20 protein-coding genes and 2 pseudogenes are annotated in these 22,335 nt (G+C 68.9%); 17 read left to right on the top strand and 5 right to left on the bottom strand.

Translation table 11 applies throughout. The annotated features are described in order from the left end of the window. Window positions 1–297 precede the first annotated feature (297 nt). From AC068D_RS29115 to AC068D_RS29070, 10 genes and pseudogenes are all read left to right on the top strand, one after another. The gene (locus AC068D_RS29115; protein ID WP_478826070.1) at window positions 298–1,323 is read left to right on the top strand and encodes a phosphatase domain-containing putative toxin; all 1,026 of its coding nucleotides are present in this window, start codon (window positions 298–300) and stop codon (window positions 1,321–1,323) included. Window positions 1,324–1,597: 274 nt separating this feature from the next. Continuing rightward, window positions 1,598–2,128, top strand: coding sequence for a GNAT family N-acetyltransferase (locus AC068D_RS29110; protein WP_478826069.1), 531 nt, complete (start codon window positions 1,598–1,600; stop codon window positions 2,126–2,128). A 118-nt stretch (window positions 2,129–2,246) separates the two neighbouring features. Further along, a complete protein-coding gene (locus AC068D_RS29105) occupies window positions 2,247–2,984 on the top strand; it encodes a GNAT family N-acetyltransferase (RefSeq protein ID WP_478826068.1) in 738 nt (245 codons plus the stop codon). Between the two features lie 179 nt (window positions 2,985–3,163). Beyond that, the gene (locus AC068D_RS29100) at window positions 3,164–3,778 is read left to right on the top strand and encodes a hypothetical protein (RefSeq protein ID WP_478826067.1); all 615 of its coding nucleotides are present in this window, start codon (window positions 3,164–3,166) and stop codon (window positions 3,776–3,778) included. Between the two features lie 106 nt (window positions 3,779–3,884). Next, entirely contained in the window at window positions 3,885–4,391 is a 507-nt protein-coding gene (locus tag AC068D_RS29095; RefSeq protein WP_478826066.1) for a hypothetical protein, read from the top strand. Window positions 4,392–4,938: 547 nt separating this feature from the next. After that, window positions 4,939–6,660 (top strand): annotated as a pseudogene (locus AC068D_RS29090) (DNRLRE domain-containing protein); the annotation flags it as partial. Window positions 6,661–6,687: 27 nt separating this feature from the next. Further along, complete coding sequence (locus AC068D_RS29085; protein WP_478826131.1) at window positions 6,688–8,889, top strand: amidase domain-containing protein; 2,202 nt, start codon at window positions 6,688–6,690, stop codon at window positions 8,887–8,889. A gap of 2 nt (window positions 8,890–8,891) precedes the next feature. Next, entirely contained in the window at window positions 8,892–9,416 is a 525-nt protein-coding gene (locus AC068D_RS29080; protein WP_478826065.1) for a hypothetical protein, read from the top strand. 645 nt (window positions 9,417–10,061) lie between these two features. After that, the gene (locus tag AC068D_RS29075; RefSeq protein WP_478826064.1) at window positions 10,062–10,385 is read left to right on the top strand and encodes a hypothetical protein; all 324 of its coding nucleotides are present in this window, start codon (window positions 10,062–10,064) and stop codon (window positions 10,383–10,385) included. Window positions 10,386–10,491: 106 nt separating this feature from the next. Beyond that, window positions 10,492–11,001: a hypothetical protein gene (locus tag AC068D_RS29070; protein ID WP_478826063.1), complete on the top strand. Its 510-nt coding sequence runs from the start codon at window positions 10,492–10,494 to the stop codon at window positions 10,999–11,001. Here AC068D_RS29070 and AC068D_RS29065 read toward each other — a convergent pair. The 3 genes from AC068D_RS29065 to AC068D_RS29055 form a co-directional block, all read right to left on the bottom strand. Then, window positions 10,975–11,250, bottom strand: a complete 276-nt coding sequence (locus tag AC068D_RS29065) for a helix-turn-helix domain-containing protein (protein WP_478826062.1) — start codon at window positions 11,248–11,250, stop codon at window positions 10,975–10,977. The genes AC068D_RS29070 and AC068D_RS29065 overlap by 27 nt on opposite strands. Before the next feature lie 106 nt (window positions 11,251–11,356). Continuing rightward, window positions 11,357–12,346 carry a S66 peptidase family protein gene (locus AC068D_RS29060; protein ID WP_478826061.1) on the bottom strand — a complete coding sequence of 330 codons (990 nt, stop codon included), beginning with the start codon at window positions 12,344–12,346 and terminating at the stop codon, window positions 11,357–11,359. Between the two features lie 561 nt (window positions 12,347–12,907). Beyond that, entirely contained in the window at window positions 12,908–13,477 is a 570-nt protein-coding gene (locus tag AC068D_RS29055; protein ID WP_478826060.1) for an RICIN domain-containing protein, read from the bottom strand. Window positions 13,478–13,638: 161 nt separating this feature from the next. Between AC068D_RS29055 and AC068D_RS29050 the strand changes: the two genes are divergently transcribed. The 4 genes from AC068D_RS29050 (at window position 13,639) to pyrF (ending at window position 17,160) form a co-directional block, all read left to right on the top strand. Next, window positions 13,639–14,763 carry a sensor histidine kinase gene (locus tag AC068D_RS29050; protein WP_478826059.1) on the top strand — a complete coding sequence of 375 codons (1,125 nt, stop codon included), beginning with the start codon at window positions 13,639–13,641 and terminating at the stop codon, window positions 14,761–14,763. After that, window positions 14,751–15,413: a response regulator gene (locus AC068D_RS29045; protein WP_478826058.1), complete on the top strand. Its 663-nt coding sequence runs from the start codon at window positions 14,751–14,753 to the stop codon at window positions 15,411–15,413. The genes AC068D_RS29050 and AC068D_RS29045 overlap by 13 nt, the downstream gene beginning before the upstream one ends. Before the next feature lie 450 nt (window positions 15,414–15,863). Further along, window positions 15,864–16,244, top strand: a complete 381-nt coding sequence (locus AC068D_RS29040; protein WP_478826057.1) for a hypothetical protein — start codon at window positions 15,864–15,866, stop codon at window positions 16,242–16,244. Between the two features lie 220 nt (window positions 16,245–16,464). Beyond that, on the top strand, window positions 16,465–17,160 hold the full coding sequence (gene pyrF / locus AC068D_RS29035) for an orotidine-5'-phosphate decarboxylase (RefSeq protein WP_478826056.1): 696 nt from the start codon (window positions 16,465–16,467) through the stop codon (window positions 17,158–17,160). A gap of 268 nt (window positions 17,161–17,428) precedes the next feature. Here the strand turns inward: pyrF and AC068D_RS29030 are convergent, their stop codons facing one another. Further along, window positions 17,429–19,081: a serine/threonine-protein kinase gene (locus AC068D_RS29030; RefSeq protein WP_478826055.1), complete on the bottom strand. Its 1,653-nt coding sequence runs from the start codon at window positions 19,079–19,081 to the stop codon at window positions 17,429–17,431. A gap of 347 nt (window positions 19,082–19,428) precedes the next feature. On the opposite strand from AC068D_RS29030, the pseudogene AC068D_RS29025 reads away from it, so the two are divergent. From AC068D_RS29025 to AC068D_RS29015, 3 genes and pseudogenes are all read left to right on the top strand, one after another. Beyond that, window positions 19,429–19,545, top strand: a pseudogene (locus AC068D_RS29025) (anti-anti-sigma factor); the annotation flags it as partial. Window positions 19,546–19,945: 400 nt separating this feature from the next. Then, a complete protein-coding gene (locus tag AC068D_RS29020; protein WP_478826054.1) occupies window positions 19,946–20,356 on the top strand; it encodes a DUF3995 domain-containing protein in 411 nt (136 codons plus the stop codon). Between the two features lie 524 nt (window positions 20,357–20,880). Beyond that, entirely contained in the window at window positions 20,881–21,588 is a 708-nt protein-coding gene (locus tag AC068D_RS29015) for an IS5 family transposase (RefSeq protein WP_478826053.1), read from the top strand. Here the strand turns inward: AC068D_RS29015 and AC068D_RS29010 are convergent. Then, on the bottom strand, window positions 21,560–22,042 hold the full coding sequence (locus AC068D_RS29010) for a hypothetical protein (RefSeq protein WP_478826052.1): 483 nt from the start codon (window positions 22,040–22,042) through the stop codon (window positions 21,560–21,562). The genes AC068D_RS29015 and AC068D_RS29010 overlap by 29 nt on opposite strands. Window positions 22,043–22,335: the final 293 nt, after the last annotated feature.

Here is a 22,335-nt window from a genome sequence, read left to right as displayed (position 1 = left end):
GATGCCGGCCGGCTCTCGTCCTGGAGCCATGCCGGCGCGTCCTGGCACGCCGAACGCTTGACGAGCAGCCGGGGTCGTCCCCCCGTGGCACTGCAAGGGGATCCCTACCGAACTGCGGAGCCTCGGGTCACCCGGTTGCCCGGGTGGGCGTGCGCGACATTGGCCTGTCCGGCCACAGTGGGCGTGGGTGAAGCGCGGCCATGGGGCGTCACAGGTGTTGCCCCATGGCCGTGAAACTCCGGGACGGCTCGGGGCGGGGTTGTGTCCGTCCGTGACGCAACTGCGGTGGAGGAGCCGGTGACCATCGTGAACCGCCACGCCGCGAGGCGTCTGGCCGCCGTCCTCTGTGTGCTGGCCGTGTTCGGCGCCGGATGCTCCGGGGCGAAGGCACCCGGCCACGGCAGCCCGGCCAGTCCGAGCCCGGCCAGTCCGAGCCTGGCCGCGGGCGGCGACCTCGTCATCGACTTCCTCAACAAGCCGGGTCTGCCCCTCCACTTCCGCACCGCCACCAGCCCCCTGGCCGACGACGGGGGACCTCACCCCAGCCTCGTCGGTCTCGAGGCCCTTCGGGTGTCCGGCAGCGCCGCACCGTCACAGGACGGCTGGCAGGCGTTGAGGAAGACCCTCCCCGTCGTACCCGATGGCCGGCTCTTCGATGTGGACCTTCGCCAGGAAACCCACCTCTACGTCGATGGCGCGGTGGTGAGCTGGTACGGCAAGGACGACGACGCCAATATGGGGCTGACCCGGGAACAGTTGCTGGAGCTCCAGTCGAGCCGCCTCCGACAACTGCAGGACGCCCGCGAAATCACCTTCACCGACCTTCCGCGCAAGTCGGCGGCGGCCTCTCTGCCTCCTGCCCCAGGGCCCCGAATCGTCAGGACCGAGCAGCAGACCGTCACCGAGGACGGATTTGCCTACCGCTACTTCCCGGTGCCGGACCGGCACATGCCCACGCCGGCCACGGCGGACGCATTCGTTGCGTTCGTGCGCGCCCTGCCCTCCGACTCCTGGCTGCACATGCACTGCCGGGAAGGCCACGGCCGCACCACCACCTTCATGGCGATGTACGACATGATCAAGAATGCCCGGCAGGTCCCGCTCGCCGACATCCTGCGACGCCAGTACCTCCTGGGAGGCACCGGAACGGACCTGGCGGCTAACACCTCACGAGCTGCATTCCTCCAGTCCTTCTACGATTACGCCCACCACAACAACGACGGTTTCCGCACCTCATTCACGACCTGGTTGACCAACCACCCCCATCCGACGCGGAATTACCCGCTCATGATGGTGCCGCCTGGGCAGTACGGATCGAAATGATGCGTCGCTCGGCGCGCGGTGGTCGATGGGTGGATGGTGCGGAGGACGGCACGTCCGCGCCGGGCGGGCGTCGGCAAGGCCCCACTGTCGCCGGCATACGGTTCTGGTTGCAGGATGACTCCCGGGCCGGGGGTTCAGCGTTGCCGGAGGGAGGCGGCCCGCGGCGCAGGGCCGGCACCCGCAGGTGTTGTGGCTGCCAAGGACGTCTGGCTGGAATCCACGCTGGTGAAAGTGGTTTGCCCGGCAGCGCGTCGCGTGGGTAGCGTCGCTGTCCGTGACCCCGACCCTGCGTACCGAGCGCCTGCTCCTGGACCCCTACGTCCCTGAGGACGAAGAGGGCTTCGTCGCACTGTTCCAGGACGGGAGGGTGTCCCGGTGGATGGGGGACGGCCCCGTTTCCGGGGCAGAAGACCGGGCTCTGTTCGGGCGGATCTTCACCAAGGTCTATGCCCAAGACCTGTTCGATGTCTGGGCCGTTCGTCGGGACGGTCTCCTCATCGGACATGCCGAGATCAAGCGGACCGACGTGGTCGGGGGCCACGAGATCATCTATGCACTGGCCCCCGCGGCATGGGGATCCGGCCTGGGGACCGAACTCGCCGAAGCGATCGTGGCCTACGCATTCGGCACCCTCGGGCTTACCGAGGTGCACGCAACCGTGGCCGCGCCGAACAAAGCCTCGCTGTCCCTGCTGGACAGGATCGGCTTCGAGCACGTGCGGGACATCCTTGAGGACGACGGCACCACTACCCGCGTGCTGACCCGCCGTCCGGCTTCGAGCGACCGATCGTCGCCCGCCCGGTAGGGGTGCGAACCGCTGTCGCGGGACCGGGCTTCACGGTGCGATGCGTTGTGCCTGCGGCGTGCTGTGCAGGGGCCAATTTCCCTGGCACCCGGTGACCTTGGGGTGTCAGGGTCTGGTCATGGCTGCTGATCCGTTGCTGGTCCGTGCCCGTGGTCTGTGGGAGACGTTGGCCGCTGCGCCGGTGTCGTTCGCGTCCCAGGGGGCTGTTTCCGTGGTTGCCTCACCCGCATCAGGTCTGTGCCCACCGTCATGGGCCGGCATCGTGGCGCTCGGCGACGCGGCGATCGTCACTGTGCCCACCGAGGGTGCCGGCCGGGCGCTACGACGTGCGCCGGCTGCGGTGCCGGCCGATTCGCTCACTCGTCCCGAAGCGCTCCAGGCGCTGTTGCCCGTGACCGAGGTACTGGGTCCGGCCGCTTTGGCGTACGTGTCCAGGGACCGCTTCCTGCCCGCGCAGGCCCATGACGCCGTCGAGTACCTGACACCCGGGCATCGCGACCTTCAACAGCTGGTGCGGTCGGTCGGGCCGGCGGATGCGGACGAGTGCGGGCTGGAGGAGATCACGTCTCCCGCGTTCGTCGTTCGCCAAGGAACGCGCGTCGTGGCCGCGGCGGGATACCGCAGCTGGCCGGCCGCGACCGCGCATCTCTGCGTACTGACATCCCCGCAGTGGCGAGGCCGCCAGCTGGCCCGCCGGACGGCTTCCGCAGCGGTGGCGCACGCACTTGACGCGGGTCTGCTGCCCCAGTGGCGAGCCCGGCCTCCGGCCTCCCGCCGGGTTGCGCGGGCACTCGGCTTCCAGGAACTCGGGAGCCAGCTCAGCATTCGCCTGGACCTGGACGAACTCAACCGGTAGAGCGGCGATCGAACGCCTTCGTCCAGCCTCCGAACCTCTCGATCGACGCAAGAAGTCGGCGCCTGGTGATCTCTCCGCGGCGGCCTACCAGACCACCAGGGACCTGGTTGAGTCACTGGGCGCCGGGTTTGTGTGCGCACTGAAGCGTTAGGCTCGCACTTCGGTGAGGGGAGAGACGGATGGGGCGGGCGAGGCAGCTGCTGCTGTGGCTCGGCTTTTGTGCCGGGTGCGCGGCCGGGTCGGCGGTGCTCGGGTATCTGAGTCCGGCCGTTCCGCTCAGTCCTGGGTTGCGTGCCGCCGCTGTGGCACTGGCCTGGCTGGCACTGCCGCTGGCGCCGGTGCTGGTGCCGCTGTTCGCCATGGTGCGGGTACCGCTGAAGGAACGGAAACTGGCCTGGCAGTTGGTGGTCCCGGTCATCGCGGGAGTCGCGCTGGGGGTTGTCTCAGTGGAGGCCGGCGATCAGGCGGCTCTTCAGGAGCGGGGCCGTTGGACCGAGGCCGTCGTCGTGGCCAAGGAGTCCGGTAAGACGGACCATTGCACCCTCCGTCAGACCTCCGGGCAGCAGATATCACCGGACCTCTCCGAGGGGGACGGCTGCAAGGAGTACGTCGTACCCGGCGACACCATGACGGTTCGATATGACCCCGAAGGCGCGGCCTCTCCGGTCACGAGGGAGAAGTCTGACGGGTACGGGAGCTTCATCGCGGGCATGGTCGTGGTGCACGTGGCGATGGGCACATGGGGGTGCATGCGCATGCGACGACTCGGTGCGCGGGAGCCGGTAGTGGCATAGGACCGGGCTGTGCAGGCCGCACCGCCTGTATGAGCAGCCTCCGTCAGCCTCCGGCCGGGTGGGGACCGCCGCGCGTCCGTGGGGGCATCGCTGACAGGATGAGGCAATGTTCGACTTCGGTATCGAGGGCTACCGACCCGTGTGGTTGGACAGTCGTCGCGACGTTGTACGGGAGCACGGCGATCGCCTGTGTGGTCTTGCGGGCCGGACGCTCTCGACGGTCTGGATGGTCTGGGACTTCCAGGACGACGAGTGGTTCTGCGACTGCCCGGTGCTGTTCGACTTCGACGGTGAGCAGATCGAGATCAACCATCAAAAGTTCGGTGACCTCTCCCTCACGTGGAATACGATCGACCCCACCCGTACGGTCCGGTGGCCCGGCTTCGATCTGCAGTGGCGTCCCGAGCCTGTTCCCGGACTGCGGGCGCTGCGCGGGCTGTCCCTCGAGGGCGTCGAACTGCTCGAGTGGACAGGCCGGGATGTCGCTCGGGGAAGCGTCGATGTCAGTTTCGTCCTCGGCACGAGCCGGGTGACCGTCTTCAACGCCCTCGACGAGAACGGGCTGGACTTCGACCCTCCCGGCGCGAGTCGGCGGTCCTACCGGTTCCACTGATACACCCGGACTTCCGCTGTGCCGCCGTTTCGGGGGGCTTCGCGGGCGAGCCGCCTGCCGGTGAGGTCATCGTTGTGCGGTGGAACACGGCTTCGGAGCGGTGGGGGCGGTGGGGGCGGTGGGAAGCGGGTCTCGTGGTCGCCGGTGAGGGCGGCGGTGGTGCATGTTCGGGCGAAGTCCGCTCGCCGACCCGTTGTGCGGTTTTGACCCCTGCGGGATCCTGCGGCGTTTCCAGGGCGGGGGACGGCGGCGCGCGGCCGGCTGTACGGGAACAGGTTCTGCAGGCCGGCCCTCACCTGTGCGTGATCAAGGTCACCGTCCCTCAAAGGCGGCGTTACCGGCAAATCGTCCCCGCCGGTGGCGTGTGCATACCAACCACCCATTAGCTTTACAACTTCTTCATCGATCTCTGACCAAAGGTCGCATTTACCGCATGCTCATATCTCCTTCCGCTCCGGGGGAGCGGCAATCGCTGCGGGCCCTGAGACGGCTCCCGCGTACCACGGCGCTACTCGCCCTTTCCGTGACGCTGTTGGGGGGCGCCGTCATGGCCGTGCCCCCGCCGGCCGTCGCGCAGCCCGCAGCCGGCAACGCCGCCAACGGGCTCGCTGCCGCCCCCGACGTACCGTCGGCACTCGCCGCCGCCAAGCGATCCGGCGAACGGATCGAGGCGCTCTCCGAGCGCACCGAGACCTCCACCACGTGGGTCAATCGGGACGGCTCCCTGACGACCGAACTCACCGCAGGACCGGTCCGGTTCGACCGCGACGGCAGCTGGGTCACCGTCGACACGGACCTCGCCGAACGCCGCGACGGCACCGTGGTGGCCAAGGCCCATCCTGCCTCCCTCACCCTCGCCGGCAAGGGCGGCAGCCCTGCCGCATCCCTGGGCGCCACCCGCAAGGCCGGCGCACGTGACCTCGTCACCCTCGGTGAGGGCGAGCACCAGGTCACCCTCCAGTGGAAGGGCGGCCTGCCGCGGCCCACCCTGGATGGCAACCGCGCCACGTACGCGAACGCCGTCCCGGGCGCCGACGTGATCGTGGAGTCGACCCGGACGGGCTTCGAGCAGTACGTCGAGATCAAGCAGCGTCCGTCCACCAAGGACTACGGCTACACCCTGCCACTGCGGGCCAAGGGGCTGCGTGCCAAGCAACAGCCCGACGGCAGCGTCCTGTTCACGGACCGCAGGACCGGACAGGAGCGGGCCGTCATGCCCGCCCCGGTCATGTGGGACGCGACCGTCGACGAGCGGTCGGGCGAGCACACACGCCGCGTTCCGGTGTCCATGAAGGTGGAGCAGAAGGGCTCCTCGATCGACCTGGTGGTCACCCCGGACGCCGGCTTCCTGGCCGACCCCAGGACGCGGTACCCGGTCACCGTCGACCCGTCGACCTCCGCGCTCAGCAACGTCTTCGACACCTACGTCCAGCAGGGCGAGACCCGCGACTGGTCCACCGACACCGAACTGGACTTCGGCAACCCGGGCACCAAGAACGCCAACGGCACGCCGCGTACCGCCCAGTCCTACATCACCTGGGGAACGGCTCCGATCGCGGATGCCCTGGTGAGCAGCGCCAAACTGAGCCTGTGGAACTTCCACTCGGGCAACCCCGACTGCAAGGCCCAGCCTTGGGCGGTCTGGTCGGCGGACAAGGCCTCGGTCTCCAGCCGTTGGACCTCCCGGCCCACGATGCACACCAAGTACGCCACGTCCACCGAGACCAAGGGCAATCCGGGTTGTGGCGCGGACGGCTGGGTCAATGCCGATGTGACCTCGCTCGTACAGTCCTGGGCCTCGTCGAAGGCACCGCAGTCCGGCATGGGTCTGACCGCCGCCGACGAGTCGGCGGTCGCGCAGTGGAAGCGGGTCAACTCGGCCAACGCCACGAGCAACCCGCCCAAGCTGACGGTCACGTACAACTTCCGTCCCCGCTCCGGGAACAACCGCCAGGCCGGCCCGCCGTTCACCAAGGACGCCTCTGGGACCTGGCAGGTCAACACCACCACGCCGACGCTGCGGGACACGTTCTCCGACAAGGACGGCGACCGTGTGACCGGCACCTTCGAGGTCGTCGACGCGTTGACCGGCAAGAGGGTGGGTGACTACCTCGTCTCACCGCGAGTCGACTCCGGACGGGCCGCGGCCGTGACCGTGCCCGACGGTCTGCTCAAGGACGGCGCGACGTACCGCTTCCGCACCAGTCCCTACGACGGCACGCACTACAACCTCGCCTGGTCCGACTGGGCCACCTTCACCGTCGGCACCGGCCACCGCCCTGGCGGCCTGCCGGACATGCCGCAGGCGCTGGAGTCGGGTGCTACCCAGTCCCTCACCCCGCTGCTCTCCGGACTGGTCTCCAGCCCGGAACAGGGCCGCGTACGGGCCGAGTTCGTCCTCCGTGACGCCGACGGCAAGCAGCTGCCGGGTGTGACCGTCCCCGAGGCGTGGGTGGACAGCGGCCAACGCGCGGTCACCCGGGTGCCCGAAGGCGCTCTCCAGGCAGGAACGGCCTACCTCTGGGCGATGCGCGCCTGCACCGATCTGGGCTGCTCGGCCTGGTCGTACGAGCAGGAGTTCACTGCCACGGCCACCCCGGAGCCCAAGGCCCCGCAGACCACCTCCGTCACCCTCACCGGTGCCTCCCTCGAGGACACCACGGTGACCGTCGGCGGTCCGGCCTGCGCGTCCGGCGGCTGCCCGGCCGTGAACGACGCCCGGCTGACACTGGGCGGCGGCGCCGACAACGAGCGGGCCGCCTGGCTCAAGCCCGATCTGAGCAAGGTGCCCGCGGGCGCCAGGATCACCCGTGCCAGGTTGCTCCTGTCACCGGCCGAGTGCGGCACCGCGACCTGCGCCCATCGGCCGGTGGGGATGTACCAGCTGCACGAGCCCTGGGCTGCTCCGCGGAACGGCACCGGCCTGCTGGGTGTTCTGGACGACGCCCCGTTCGCCGACGCCGCGCTCCCGGACGGCCAGGACCTGACCCCGGTCGTGCAGTCCTGGCTCGACGAGGGAACCGGAGAGGGACTCGCTCTGCGGCTCCCGACCGCGGATGTCGCATCGAGCGTCTCGTACCACTCCAGCCGCAGCCCGGAGGCGGCGAAGCGGCCGCAGCTGGTCATCGACTACGTGGCACCGACCGCGCCGGGCGCTGCGCAGGATCTGCGGGCGACCGCCGGTGACGGCGGACTGCTGGCGACGTGGAACGCGCCGCAGGACCTGGGCTCGTCGGCCGACGGTGCGGAGTACACGGTCGTCGTCTCGAGGGAGGACGGGAGCGAGGCCGCGAAGGCGACCACCCGGGACCCCCACATCGTGGTGAACGGGCTGCAGAACGCCACCTCCTACCGCGTGAAGGTGTCGGCACGTACCCCGCACGGCACCGGCCCCGTGGTCACGTCGGAACCGGTGACCACCGTGGCCGTGCCCGGTGGCGCAGCCACCTACCGCGAGATCGTGCAGCAGTACTTCGACGCACGCAGCGCCATCCTGAGCAACACGCGTCCGACGGCCGCCGCCGCCCTTGCGGCGAGCTCCCGTGGGGCCTCGTTCCAGGACCTGCTCGGTGCCCAGGCCGCGGACCTCGTCGAGTCCCGAGAGGTGCTGGCCAGGCACCAGCAGCGCTACACGGAGATGGCGACCAAGCTGTCCGACGTGCTGGTGGGCGTGGACGAGAACGGCACCGTGTTCCTGCGCGCGGTCGTCGAGGACACGGCCGTGCTGATGGCCGAGGACTCCACCGGTGAGCCCGAGGAGGGACGGCGGGAGCAGCGGTTCACCTTCAGCACCAACAGCGGCGCGCCGATCCTCCACGTCGAGGCGGACGCCCCCGCGGCGGAGACCGTGCTGTCGGCGTCGGCGGAGAACGGGCTGGAGACGGCCGACGAGGCGCCGGGCCCGATCAGCGAGGTGCCCGATGTGCCGATCGAGCTCGACGCGGACGGCCTGCCGGTCGAGGAAGCGGCCCCGGCGGCCCCGATGTCCGCCGTGCGCGCCAAGCGCGCCGCACCCGTGTCGGGTTCCGGAACGGTCAGGTGGGCGTCGCGCAATATCAACACACCCAAGGAGTACGGCCAGGACTGCACCAACTTCGTGTCGAAGGCCCTCTACTACGGTGGGGGGATGAAGACCCGCAACGGCGGGCGCAAGCACGACCGCGCCTGGTGGCAGCAGTACTACCTCTTCGGCAGCATCAAGAACAAGAGCTACACCTGGTCCGCCGCCGAGAACTTCCGCCGGCACATGATCGGCTACCGCGGGGCGACGCACATCTCGTCCGTCTACGCGAAGCCCGGGGACCTCGTGCTCTTCAAGTGGAAGAAGGAGAAGGTGTACAACCACGTGGCTATCGTGGAGCGCAACCGGCACGGACTCCAGTTGATCCAGCACGGCGCCTCGAACAGGACCAGCCTCGCCGCGGCCATCCTGCGGTACCGCGGCAAGGCCAACTACATCGAGCGGGTCATCGTCCTCCGCCCGAAGGCCAGGAACTGACCATGGCGCGGAAGAAGAGGGTCCCCGGCGTCGCCGTGGCCGCCGTGGTCGTGGGCGGGCTCCTGACGGGCTGTACGTCGGATGAGTCCCTGGAGTACCAGACCGACTACGACAACCACAAGCCGCTGCGTGTCGTCGGCTACCCCTCCACGGGAAGCCTCGACACGGTTCAGAAGGCCGTGTGGCGGCTCGCCGACGGTGACACCGAGGCCCTGGCCGACCTGGCCGTCGACGACACCTCCGCCGACGCCACGGCGCGCAACTGGGTCAAGGCCTTCGGCGCAGCCGCCAAGGGCGAGGTGGCGGCGGACTTCTACGACGAGGGGTCGGTGCGGCAGGTCGTGGTCCTGTACTTCGCCAAGAGCGGCCAGATCAAGGAGATCGAGGCACGCATCGGCGAGGACGACTCCTGGGGCCTCACGCTCGCCGAGCCCGATCCCGCCGAGGCGAAGGCCAAGCCCACCTGGGCCCCCGCCGAACCGGGCGGCTCCGGATCCCGCTCGTCGGGCGGGCTGCCCGGTAGGTAGTCCGGGTACCCGTACGCTCAACGCCCGGTCCGAGGACCGCACCCCGACGTCGGGGTGCGGTCCTCGCTGCCGTGGACGCCCCGAACGCGGGGCAGGCGCGTGAACGCAGGTGACCGAGCACCCGCCCGCCCCGGGGTTCCGGCAGCGGTTCACGGCGCGTCGGACCGCAGGGTACGGGGCGTATCAGCCGGTTCCGGTTCGGGCGCCGAGGCCCGGCCGCCCGCGTCACGTCGGCGACGATCTCTGGGTATGTCCGTTCTCGATCTGGAGAACGTCGGCTCCGTCCCGATCCGGGTGCCTGACGAAATCGAGGACCATCGCTGTCGAGACCCGGGTTCTGGCCCGGCTTCTGTGGTGCGTACACGCTGAGTGACGCATGCGGGGGCGTGGGGCGCCGTGGGACTCGCGAAAACGATCTGTGGCCGGGGCGGTTGGGCCGGGCTCGGGGTCGCGGAAGGGCTCGGGGTCGCGGAAGTGAGCTTCGACCGTCACCGCGCCGCGTTCTCCGGCCTGCACGAGCAGCCCCTCGGCCGGAACTTGTCCGATGGGTCGTGCTCGAGACCGCACCTGCTCGTTCGTGGCCGATCGCCGTGGGAGGAGGAGCCCACGCGTGAGGCTCCGTGCGAACAGCAACAGGGGAGGGTGATGGAAGAGTGGTGCGAGGGGCCCGCTGCCGACTCGGAAGCGGCGCGGGAGCGGTACGAGTCCGGCATGCGAGCGTCGCGCAGGGGGTTGCGTGAGGCGATCAGAGCTGACCTGCCCGCCGCGCACTTCGGGCTGGGGATCGTCATCGTCGCGAGTGTGATTGTGAGCTTTTTCGCGGGGCCCGTCGCCGGGGCACTAGTAGCCGGAGCCTTTGCCGCCGCACTGCTCATCGCGCTGCTGGTCATGTTCGTCCGGGGCATGCGAGGTCTGGAGGCGGGCCGGCGGGCCTATCTCTTGACCTTTGGGTGGGCCAACTGGGTCTGAACCTGTTCTTTTGACCTCCGTCCGGCAATGGCAGTGGCCGGCAGGCCTGAGCGCGAGCGGTCGAATCGGGGTGCGTTGTTCTGCGGTGCGGTTGCATACTCACCGCATGGCCTTGTTCTCTGGTCGGTTCCGGGATCCATGCAGCACGGAGTACGACTTCATCAGCTTGATCATTGTGCAGTGCCCCGGCTGCGAGAAGGCCGCCCGTGTCGTGCCGGCGCCCGAAGACTCCGGTCCCGGGGCCCGGATTCTGTTCAGGCCGCGACGTCTGGTCTGCCGTGGCTGCGGTCTGTCGCGGGTGTGGAGCGGCCGTCGTGTCACGCTCTCTCCCGGCACGGCTCAATCAGCGACGGATCCGTACTTCGGATTGCCGCTGTGGCTCCAGGTCGAGACCCGGCACGGGTGGTTGTGGGCGTACAACCTCGAACACCTCGACTTGATCCGTCGTTTCGTCCAGGCACCGCTGCGGGAGCGAGCACCCTGGTACGACACCGGGCAGAAGATGACGCTGGTGGCCTGCCTTCCGACCTGGATCAAGCGAGCGAAGAACCGTGACGAGATCCTGCGTGCCGTCAGTCGGATCCGGGCCTCACTGGTTGCCGCCCGAGCTGCTTAGCAGCGTCCGCACGGCACGCGCCGGGCGCCCTGAGCGTTTACGGTCGGCCAGGGCCGGCAGGCCGCCGCGGGCGAACCGGCCGCGCCAGGCACGAACCGTGTCCAGGTGCAGGCCGGTCTCGTGGGCGATGCGCGCGTTGGAGTGTTCCCGTGCCGCGTGCAGGACGTTCTGCGCACGGCACCGCAGCCGGTGCTCGGTCTTGTGGCCATGGGCCAACTTCTTCAGTCGCTCGCGCTCGGCAGCGGTCAAGAAGATCGGACAGGCTGGCGCAACCGGCATGTCAGACGGGCCGATCGGGAGCAGCGGAACACGACGGGTGGCAGCTCTCCGGGCCCGCGCCGACATCCAACAGAACTCAGCTTTCCGCGACCGCCGACTCGAGCAGGGACAGCGTTTGGTTGTCCGCGTCTACGTCTGCGCGGACACCGAGAGGCAGCGGCAGGTTCGGCGAGGTGTGGCCGAAGTCGACCTGGGCGAGGACGGGGATGTCACGCTGCGCCAGGACGTCGAGCACAACGTCGCGCAGACCGACCCGGTCTCCGCCGCCCTCGTAGGGCGTGACCTCACACGGGATGCCGACCACCATGCCCGCGATCCGGTCCAGCACACCGGACAGCCGCAAGGCATGCAGGTCGTTCCAGATGCGCGTGACCGGCCGCTGTAGCTCTTCCCAGAACAAGACGGCGCCGTCGAACCGTTCGGCGGCCAGTGCGAACGGTGTCGCCTGCAGCAGGACCAGGCGGTTCAGCAAGCCGCCGACCAGTGGTCCCTGCGCGCGGCCCGGCCGCCAGGTCTCCCAAGCCCCCATCGCCGGCAGCACGCCCGGCGCCTCGGCCTTGGTAAGCACACGGGCGTAGAGGTCGACGAGTTCGGACCGACGGGACTCGTCGCCCAACGTGTACCAATCGCTGCCGAAACCGTGGGTGACGATGTCGGCGTGGAAGCCGACGAGGCCGGTCTCGGCGTACAACGCCATGTGCAGCAGCGAGATATCGCTGTAGCCGAGGATCGGCTTCGGGTCGGCCCGGATCGCGTCCAGATCGATCAAATCGAGATAGCCGATGGTCGCCTGTCCACCGGTGTGCGCGACGATGGCCCGCACTTCCGGGTCCCGGAGCAGACCATTGAGCTCGGCGGCCTGCTCCGCCGGAGTACCCGACGCCCACCAGCGATTCTGCGCTGGGTCGACCATCGGGCTGACTCGCACGCGGAAACCCATCCGCTCCAGTATCGCCACACCGCGGGCGAGCAGTGGTTCCTCACCCGGCTCAAGCTGGCCCGAGGGTGCGGTAACGACCACGAGGTCGCCGGAACGTAGCGCGCGGGGCCGAAGGATCACAGGCACAGGACCTCCTCGTTGATCAACAATGGCGAGCAACAAGGCCAGTGCCGCCGATATTCCGCCTCCCCGACGTGATCAAAGCCCCGGAACCCCGCTGGGCCCACCGACCGCCTCCACGCGGACACCTTTGACTGTGCCTGACAGCCCCACTTCGCCACCCCAGACCACCAACGGACCGATGTGGAATCGCGCCCCGATGTCGACCCCCGAAGGATTTCCGGGGCCGACCACCAAGCTGGTGGGGTGGCCGACGGCGCCTCACCAGCTTGGTGGTCGGCTCCGTGCGGGGTCCTGTGGGTCCTTCGGGGCCCGAATCGGACCGAGCCCGACCGATCGCGCACGGTCGAGCAGGCACGCTGCGTGGCGGGGCGCGGGTCACCGGGGGAGCACGGAGGGCGTCGCGGCAAGTCCCCTGTCCTTGCCGCGACACCACCGGTGGCCGTGCTGGTTCACATGCTTCGTCGAGTCAGCCAGTGCTCCGGGCCGTGGGCTCGGCGTTCGGCTCGTCGAAGGGAGTGGGGGCGACTCACGCGCTCGTGCGGGCGGCGGAGTTCGGTGAGCCTCTCAGCCCCAGACGCTGGTGTAGTTGTACTGACGGTCGTAGCGGGGGGTCCAGAGGCTGGGGTAGGGCTCCGCGATGTTGCCGCACGCGCCCAACTGGATCGCGCTGCGACGGCCGGTGTCCAAGAGGCATTTGCCGCTGGCGGCCTCGACGATCTCCCAGTGGTCGTTGCCGCGGTCGACCCACCGGAAGTGCTGGCCCGGACCCTGGCAGTGGCCGAGCACGATCGGCGTGCCGTCCGCGACCGAGGCGTTCTGGGCGCCGATGCAGTACTTCCCGTACACACCGATCATGAAGAGACCGGGGGTGCCGGAGGGCTGGAAGTAGAAGCGCTGGTGCAGCTTGCCCTTGCAGTCGAAGCGCTGGATGATCGCGCCCGGGTTCTGCGACTCGCCGCGTACATCCATGCACTGCCACGAGTACGAGGCCCGCATCTCGTAGATGGCGGCGTTGGTGATCCATGACGTGTAGCGGACCGGCGGATCGGCCGCGGTGGCCGTACCGGGGATCAGCAGAACGAGCAGTGACGCCAGAACCGCGAGTATCCCCCCACTGCGCACACTTCGAGCCACTTTGCCTCCTTGTTTGCCTGAATTCCGGGCGGCGCCGTGACCCGACGCAATGGTCTGATGGCTCGTCGTGTCCGGTGCCGGAACGCCTCGAACGTAGCGGGCCCGGGCCATCGCGCTGTACCGCCGTTTCAGGGGGGTTGTGTGGGTGGGGGAGACGTGCCGTGAGCGTGGGTTCGGGGCTTCAGCGGGCCCAGGCATTCATGGTTCTGGCGACGGGGCTGTACCGGGCCAGCCATCTGGTGGTCGGAGTGCTCGCAGTGGTACAGCACCAGCGGGGCAGTGCGCTGTCCTGGGCTGGGCTCGCCGTCGCCCTGTCGGTGAGTCTGCTGCTCTTCGGCACCGCACGGTCGAAAGGCTGGTTCAATGCCTGGCCGCCGCTGGTGGACGTCGTGTTCGTGGGGTGTGTGCTGCCGTTCGTGGTCTATGCGGGCGGGGCACACCGGCCGGCGGACATCGCGTGGTCCATGCTGCTCGGCGGCTCGGCCAGTGCGGTGGCGGCGGTCGCGTTCGCGAGACCGGCAGCGGTGGCCGGCGCGGTCGCGGTGCTGCTGGCGACCCACACGGCCGCGTACTGGCCGACCGGCGCGGACGTCGCCGTCATCGCCGCGCACCTCAACGCGATCGTCTCGTCGGCCGTGCTGGCCCGTGTCTTCTGGTGGTACCTGCGGCGGCAGGGCAGGCTGCTCGACGCCGCCACCGCGCAGGCTCTCGCCGCCGAGGCCGGACGGGCACGGTACGCGGAGCGGATCGCTCACCACCGAGCGCTGCACGACACGGTGTTGGCGACACTGACAGCGATCGCGAGCGGCCGAGCCGACATCGACGCGCCGCCGGTGCGGGAGCGGTGCGCCAGGGAAGCGGCGTATCTGCGTCGTCTGGTGCAGCAGCAGTCGGAGGAGGACCGCGCGCCCGGGACCGCGGCGGCGATCGAGTACGCGGTGCGGTCGGTGGAGAGCCTGGGGCTGCGGGTGAGTGCCCAGTACGACGGCCTGTCGGAGATCCCGCCCCATGCTGCGGCTGCGCTCGGTGACGCCGTCACGGAGGCGCTGAACAACGTGCTGCGCCACGCCGGTACGGGCCGCGCCCATGTCACGGTCACCGGCGACGACGACCGGGTCGTGGTCACTGTGGTCGACCGTGGCGTCGGCTTCGACCCGGACACCGTCGCCAAGGGACTCGGCCTGCGCTCCTCCGTGGGTGCCCGGATGCGCGAGTGCGGTGGCATGGCGTGTGTGGACAGTGCGCCAGGCGAGGGCACCCGTATCGAACTGCGGTGGCCGGCGTGATCACCGTGGCCGTGGTGGACGACGACCGGATGCTGCTCGACGGGCTGCGGGTCTGGCTGGCCGAAGTGCCGGAAGTGCGGCTGGCAGCGACGGCGTGCACAGTGGACCAACTGCTCACCGCCATGGGCTCCGACGAGGGTGCAGAAGCACCGCCGGCGTTCGACGTCGTCCTGCTGGACCTGGTCCTCGGTGATGGATCACATCCACCGGAGAACATCCGGCGGCTGCGAGCCGCCGGCCCGCGGGTGCTCGTCATCAGCACCGTGGCGGACCGCAGACGCATCGTCGCCGCGATCGCGGCAGGTGCGGACGGCTACCTCACCAAGGACCACGATCTGCCGACCCTGGTCAGTGCGATCGAGGAGGTGGCGGCGGGCGGTACAGCCCATTCCGCAGAACTGGCGTTCGCCTGGGCGCACGATGACGGTCCGGCCCGGCCGAGCCTGTCGCCGAAGGAGCGTCAGGTGCTGTTGGAGTACGCCTCCGGCCTCACGCTGAAGGCAACGGCGCGCCGTGTCGGCGTCAGCCCGCACACGGCCAAGTACTACCTCGACCGGGTCAAGGACAAGTACCAGCAGGCCGGCCGTCCGACGTACACCAAGATGGACCTGGCGGCGCGGGTGCGTGAGGACGGCTGGGCGCAGGACTGACTCTGCTGTCGCACTTCCTGGTCCGAGCATGCCGGAGGGCACCGCCTCGGGGTGGGCGGACCGGCGCACATGTCCGCCCGGAATGCCGGGTGAAAGTCCCGCCATATCGGCGTGCACCTCTGAGGTGATGTCCGCCGCCTCCCACGTCGGTCGCCCGGCCGGGGCCCGGCTGACCAGCTCTCCGCCCCGAAGACCCTGCGGAGGGTGCAGTCGAGGCAGGGCCGTGCCCCGACCTCGTTGCGCAGGCCCGGCCGGGGAACGCGCCGGCCCAGGCGACTCGGCCCCCGCTGTGCAACCGTCCAACGGCCAATACCTGGGTGCGACTTCATGGTTCCGTGTGTTTCAGTTGACTCCGACATTCGTGATCACGATGTGGCGACCGCCCCATTTCTGCACAGCAGCCGCCACCATTCAGGTGCCGGTTCTCCGGCCGAAGGGACTGATACAGCCATGGAAGCCCAAGAGACCACCGACGTCTGGTTCCGGAGCCGACTCTCACTCAGACAGCTCGCGACAGCGCTTGACGCGCAGGTGCACATTGCCGACGCGGAGAACTACTGGGAGTGGGTCGAGGCCGAGTTCGCAGGCATCGACATCAACATCTCGCGCACCCATACCAAGGCCCGCAGCAAGACCGACATCCGCATCTTCCCAAGCGAACATCCCTCATCAGGATTTCCCCGGCACACACTTCGGCAGCTCGTCGCCGGTCTTCAGCACATCGGTGTGGACCCGATCTACGTGGGTCAGTGGAAATACCTCAACGGCAACGAGTACGACCGCATGGTCCATGAGGAGTTCACCACTCAGGCACCCAAGCCCGGGCAGTGAAGCCGCCCCTACCGCCGACATGAGCTCACACGATGCCGTGTGCCCGTGTCCGGGCGCGACATCAGTCCCTGAGGCCGATGTCGAGGTCCAACCCCGTCGGCATCTCCCTGCCTTCTGATGCGTCACCCGGCCCGGTCGCCCCCTCCCAGCGGCTGGGCTCTGTTGGTGCCGGCTACCGGAATCGATCACCGGGTCGCGGTGGTGGGGCACAATGATCTTCATGGATCCGAACAGCCAGGTCATCGTCGCCTTGGATTGCGACAGCGGTCGGACTGCCCACGACATCGTCGATCAGCTGGGCGACGAGTGCCGTGTCTACAAAGTCGGCCTCGAGCTCCTCACGGCGGTTGGCCCCGACTTCATCAAGCACCTTGTTGCGCAAGGCAAGGAGGTCTTCCTGGACCTCAAGCTCTTCGAGATCCCCCACTCCGTCGCTGGTGCGGTTCGCGCAGCGGGGGCTCTGGGCGTATCCATGGTGACCGTGCACAGCATGGGTGGAAAAGGCATTCTGAAGGCCGCTGTCGACGCCGCCCGCGACTACCCGGAGCTGCGCGTCCTGGCCCTGACCGTGGTCACCAGCATGACCGACGAGGATCTTGCCGACGTGGGCGTCGGCGACTCGACCGAGATGCAGGTGCTCCGGTTGGCCCGCCTGGCAGGCAAGGCCGGCTGCCACGGCGTGATCGCCTCACCGCAGGATGTCGCGGCCTTGCGCAGCGCACTGGGTGCCGACGCCCTGATTGTCACGCCTGGAGTGACGCTTTCCGGTGAAGCACCGGCTGACCATGCCCGCGCCGGGACACCGCGTGCTGCCATCACTGCTGGAGCCTCACATGTCGTTGTGGGCCGCACGGTCACACGCGCCGCCGATCCGGCAGCCGCATTCCGTCTCGTCCGGGACGGCCTCGTTCCGTAGTCGACGTCTCCCGGAGGGATTCCGGCTGGGGTGGCGAGTGCTCGGCCGCCCCTGCGGATGCCGCTCTCGCTGCGACAAGGGCTTGTCCGGGTCGTTGCGGCGTCGGCCACGGGCCGCATCGCATCGGCGCCGACGCAGAATCAGCCGTCGAAGCAGGTGCGGTGCTGTGGGTGCGGCGGTGGGTGGCCGGCGATCGGTCGCGGGGAGAGGGCTGACCGCGCACTGTGTCCAGGCAGGCGACCGGCCCCAAGCTCCGGCCCACCGCCCACTACCCGTGCTTTATCCGAGTGGGGGAGAAACTGTCCCTTGCCGCATCGAAGTGTTTTCGGACGGTGGGGGCTGCGCTGTCGGGGCCCGCGACCCAGAAGTCGTACGTACGACCGTTCTTGGTGTATCTCAGGTCGATCGAGCGATGGCGAACACCGGAAGCGGTGTCGTACCAGGTGAACTCCCAGATGGCGGCCGGCGAGCCGTTGTGCTCCATCCGCTCCAGGCGCACTCGCCGGTACTTCGGGTAATCGGCGACCTCGGATGTACCCGTGCCATCGTTGTCCTGCGCCGAGAGCTCGGCGTATGGGTCACCCTTTCCGTCGGGCGGAGCCAGGTGGACACCGAGTCGGCAGGTTCGGTCTGCTGAGTAGTAGAAGACGCGGCGTTTGTCCGCATAGGGTCCGGACCAGTCCTTGCCGATTTCCACGGTGAATCCGGCAGGGTCGCTGATCGCGCGAAAGCCCGGGCGGGCTGCTGTTGGTGACACCGGCCCGGGTACGGCTTGGGTGTCGGGGGCACTGGGGTGCCGTTCGGCCAGCAGCGGAGGTACGGCATAGAGACCTACGGCGGCCAGAGTGACGACCGCCGAGCCGATGAGTGCACGGGTGAGCCAGCGGCGGGAGAAGCGACCGGGAGCCCGTGCCGGGCCTGTGTCCTGGGGCCGGATGGGTCTGTGTTGGTCAACCGGAAGAGGTGCGGCCTGACCTTCCACGGAGGCGGAGCTCGATCCGGACGGGGATCGCCGCCGATCGTGGGGAGGTTGAGCGGACCGAGCGATGTCGGTCTGCGCCCTCGGGCGCAGTGTGAGTCCGTGCGGGGGTGGTGCATCGGGGCGCTCGGTGGCAATCAGCAGGGAGCGGGCCACGGACGCCGTCATCCGCTGCGACGGGTCCTTGGTGAGCAGGCCGGCGATGACCTCGCTGAGCGGACCGGCATTCCGGGGCGGGTCGAACGTTCCCTCGAGCACGGCCTGGAGGGTCGCGAACTCGTTGTTGCGGCGGAACGGAGAGCGTCCCTCGACCATTTCGTAGAGGGTTGCTCCCAGGGACCACAGATCACAGGCCGGTACGGCTCTCAGGCCCTGAACGCGTTCCGGCGACAGATAGTCGAGTGTGCCGATCATCCCGCCAGGAACGGTCAGTGTGTCGGCGCCGGCCATCGAGGCGATGCCGAAGTCGGTCAGAACGGTACGGCCGTCCGGCCGGGCCAGCAGAAGATTGGACGGTTTCACATCACGGTGCACCACGCCGGTCGCGTGGGCCGCGATCAGCCCGTCCAGCGCCTCGCGAGCGATGCGAGCCGCATCGCCGACCGTCACGAGGCCGCCGGTCAGTTCCTCCGCGAGGGAACGCCCCGCCACGAGTTCCATGATGATCCAGGGCCGGTCCTCGTCCATGACGACATCGTGAACCACGACCACGTTCCGGTGCTGGATCAGTGCTGCGGCCCTGGCCTCCCGAAGTGCCCGCTCCGCCCGTCGGCGCCACTCCTCGGGATCGAGATCGACGCGTGCCCGGATCTCCTTGACCGCGACCGCACGCCCCAGCTTCACGTCCTGGGCCGCCCACACTGCGCCCATGGCTCCGCGCCCGATCAGCTCATTCAGCTGATAGCGGCCCGCGGCCAACCCCCGAACTACCGGTTCGGCCATTTTCGGTCCCCACGCCTGTCACGCTCCATGGCCTTGCCGGGACTGTTACCTGCCGTCAGGCCTTCCAACTCCCGAGATTTTGCCTCACCGGAACGAACCGGTGGGCCCGGGGTTGCAGATAGGCCCGGGCGGCGGAGACACCTGCGGGTTGCACGGGAGGAACAAGCATGGTCCGTGAGGGCCGTCGAGGGTCGGACTCTCGGCGGTCCGAGTCCGGATCGGGGAGCCGGGATCCCGGTCGCGACCGCCTCAAAGACAGGCGGGTCACCGGTGCCTGGCCTGCAGTGACCTGGCGGGCCGGAGGTCCTGCCCGACTCCCTCTGGCCGAATGCAGGGTGTGCGTTGAACGACTCGTCCTGCGCCACGTGCCGCTGCAGATGCAGCGCCTGCTGGTGGCGACCCGGCTGCACCGGGTCCTGTCTGTCGAGGGTGGCATCGCCGCCAGATCCCTCCCTCGGATCTGACGCCTGCCTCGCCATCCACTCCCCGGTCAACAGTCCGTCGCTGTCTCGACAGGAGCCGGTGTGGATTCGTCCATGAGCACGGGTTCTGGCTCAGAAGCCATCCGCATTCCGGTCAGTGGAGTTGCCGGTCGAACGGGGTTCCTGTTCGGGTGATCGCGGCGGGGGCGGTGCATGAAGGCGGGACCTCCTGGTAGCTCGGCGATGCGAGCCAGCTCGAGCTTCCGGAGGCCCTCGTCGCAGTCTTGCGTGAGCGTGTCCGTACTGGTGCTCTGACTGCATCTGACCGCACAGGTCTCGCGCGAGGGGCCAACTGCGTTGGAGGAGAGGGCCGTTGCCATACTAGAGCCGCATGCGTCGGCACGGGATTGGAGCACTGAGTATGGTCCGCACTGTGGTCCCCATGGCATTGACGATTGTCCTCGTGACAATTGGCCTGTTGCACTTCATCTGGGCGTTCTCCCCCTGGCCGATGAGCGATGCGGTGACGTTTTCCAGGACGATTGGTGGCGTCGACGATGACAAGATGCCGCCGGCACCGGGCACCGTTCTGGTGGGTCTGGCACTGATCGGTGGCGCTGTGCTCACCCTTATGGTCAATGAGTCCATCCCGGGGATCGGCCCAGGCTGGCTGCGGCTGGTGGGTATGTACGGCCTGACGGTGGTTCTGCTCGCCCGTGGCCTGGGCGGATACTTCATGAACTCCGGAGCCGCCATCGAATTCCAGCGGTTGAACACTTTCCTGTACTCACCGTTGTGTGTGGCACTCGGCGTCCTGAGTGGAATTGTTGCGGTAGCCGCGAGCAGGCGTTAGGGCGAGGCGCTTGGCGACGCCTTCGCCGCCAAGGATGGCTGGGACCCTCGCAAGGACCACCCCTCGTACGTCTTCTTCCAGGTCACCCCGCAGGTGCTGCAGGCGTGGGGCACGGTTCCCGAGATGCCCGGACGGACCCTGATGCGCGACGGGAAGTGGCTGGTCTTAGTGGAGTTGCCGGTCGAACAGGGTTCCTGTTCGGGTGAACGCGGCGGGAGCGGGGCAAGAAAGCAGGACCTCCTGGTAGCTCGGCGACGCGAGTCAGCCCGAGCTTCCGGAGGCCCTGTTGTCGCAGTCTTGCGTGAGCGTGTCCGTCCCGTCCAACTCCCGCCTGTCGGTGTGCGACTGCCTCGCGCATCGGTTCGGGAACGCCGCGGACCACCCGGACCGCATCCCGTGCTACGTCTCGGACATGACGGAGGCCGAGTGGCAGGAAATGCGCCGGTCAGTGCCGGTGCCGGCCTGGCTTCAGGGGCAGGGCGGGCGGCCGGAAGGCTACTGCCACCGAACAGATGCTCGACGCCGTGAGGTACGTCGTCGACAACGGGATCAAGTGGGCGAACCTCCCCGTGGACTTCCCGCCGTATCGGCGGGGGCACGCCTTCACCCGCCGCTGGCAGGTGACCGGTCTACTCGCCGAGCTCCACGACCGGCTCCGCGACCGCGTCCGGGCGAAGGAGGGCCGCGATGTAGATCCGAGTGCGGCGATCGTGGACTCGCAGTCCGTGCGGGCCGCGGCGAACATCCCGCGTTCGACATCCGGGTGGGACGGTGGGAAGAACGTGCCGGGCAGGAAACGACACGTGGTGGTGGACTGTCTCGGCCTGGTGCTGGCGGTGTTGGTGACCGCGGCGAGCGTGCAGGACCGCCACGCCGCGGTGCCGCTGCTGACCCGGCTGCGCCAGCGGTACTTCTCCATCTGCCTGGTGTGGGCGGACTCCGGCTATGCCGGGCACCTGGTCGACTGGGCGGCCGAGAAGCTCCGGCTCACTCTCGAGATCGTGAAACGCTCCGACGACACCACGGGCTTCGTGGTGCTGCCGCGCAGGTGGGGAGTGGAGCGCACGTTGAGCTGGCTCGTTCGCTCGCGTCGTCTGGTGCGCGACGTCGAGACGCTCCCCGAGATGCACGAGGCCATGGTGCTGTGGTCCATGACCATGCTGATGAGCGCCCGCCTGGCCGGACGCCGCCGGGATACCTTCCTCAGACGGCCGCCGGCGCCATCGCCGTGACTGTGGTGAACAGTCCCGGCTCCACCTCGGCGGCCCAGCCCCGCGCGGCCAGCCGCTTCAGCCGCGAGCGCACCCCCTCCACCCGGGCCGGAGTCGCGGGCTCGCCCAGGGCGAGTGCAATCTGCTTCGCCCGCATTCCACCGTCAGCCTCCGGCGCAGCCAGGACCGACATGACCCGCTGGTACTCCGGCGCGAGCACCGCAGCGTCGACACCCTCGACCCGATGCGGCACCGTCGACCCCGTCACCGCGGCGGCCCGGACCTGCCCCATCGGCTCGGCGACCGGCTTGGCCAGCACCTCGATGACCGTCTCGCGGGCCTGGCCGAGCCGCTCCAGCTGCACTTCCGCCGCGCTGAGCGCGGCCGTGATCCGCTCGGCCTCCTCCCGCAGCCGAGCCACCTCTTCCCGGACCTTCTTCTCCCTGGCCTCCAGCAGACCGAGCACCGACGGCATCAGCCACCTCCACGAACGTGACGCGAGCAGACGAACGCCCGAACTCTCCCGCCCCGAGCCGGAGTTCATGCCCGACCAGCAGAAACCCAACGATCACATTCGGATTGCGGATGGCTTCTCACCCCCGTGCGGTGGGGCCACGCTCGGTGTCGACCGGGATCGGGGGTGTTGCAGGGCATCCTGATGTCGGATCTGCTCCGGCTGGCCCCGCGACAGCTGACCTGAATGCCGATCCATGACGCCACCAGCCGGCCCGCTTGTTCAGCAAGGGCCGGACCGGCAAAAGCAGCCTG

It is taken from the genome of Streptomyces sp. NPDC043861, assembly GCF_056435905.1.
The sequence above is the reverse complement of the archived record's forward strand: the minus strand, read 5'-3'. Positions and strand labels throughout refer to the sequence as shown.

Bases quoted from the DNA above. Each gene is read 5' to 3' on its own strand.
- AC068D_RS29105 (WP_478826068.1), top strand. From the start codon at position 2,247: ATGGCTGCTGATCCGTTGCTGGTCCGTGCCCGTGGTCTGTGGGAGACG.
- AC068D_RS29100 (WP_478826067.1), top strand. From the start codon at position 3,164: ATGGGGCGGGCGAGGCAGCTGCTGCTGTGGCTCGGCTTTTGTGCCGGG.
- AC068D_RS29095 (WP_478826066.1), top strand. From the start codon at position 3,885: ATGTTCGACTTCGGTATCGAGGGCTACCGACCCGTGTGGTTGGACAGT.
- AC068D_RS29085 (WP_478826131.1), top strand. From the start codon at position 6,688: ATGCCGCAGGCGCTGGAGTCGGGTGCTACCCAGTCCCTCACCCCGCTG.
- AC068D_RS29080 (WP_478826065.1), top strand. From the start codon at position 8,892: ATGGCGCGGAAGAAGAGGGTCCCCGGCGTCGCCGTGGCCGCCGTGGTC.
- AC068D_RS29075 (WP_478826064.1), top strand. From the start codon at position 10,062: ATGGAAGAGTGGTGCGAGGGGCCCGCTGCCGACTCGGAAGCGGCGCGG.
- AC068D_RS29070 (WP_478826063.1), top strand. From the start codon at position 10,492: ATGGCCTTGTTCTCTGGTCGGTTCCGGGATCCATGCAGCACGGAGTAC.
- AC068D_RS29040 (WP_478826057.1), top strand. From the start codon at position 15,864: ATGGAAGCCCAAGAGACCACCGACGTCTGGTTCCGGAGCCGACTCTCA.
- pyrF (WP_478826056.1), top strand. From the start codon at position 16,465: ATGGATCCGAACAGCCAGGTCATCGTCGCCTTGGATTGCGACAGCGGT.
- AC068D_RS29030 (WP_478826055.1), bottom strand. From the start codon at position 19,081: ATGGCCGAACCGGTAGTTCGGGGGTTGGCCGCGGGCCGCTATCAGCTG.
- AC068D_RS29020 (WP_478826054.1), top strand. From the start codon at position 19,946: ATGGCATTGACGATTGTCCTCGTGACAATTGGCCTGTTGCACTTCATC.
- AC068D_RS29010 (WP_478826052.1), bottom strand. From the start codon at position 22,042: ATGCCGTCGGTGCTCGGTCTGCTGGAGGCCAGGGAGAAGAAGGTCCGG.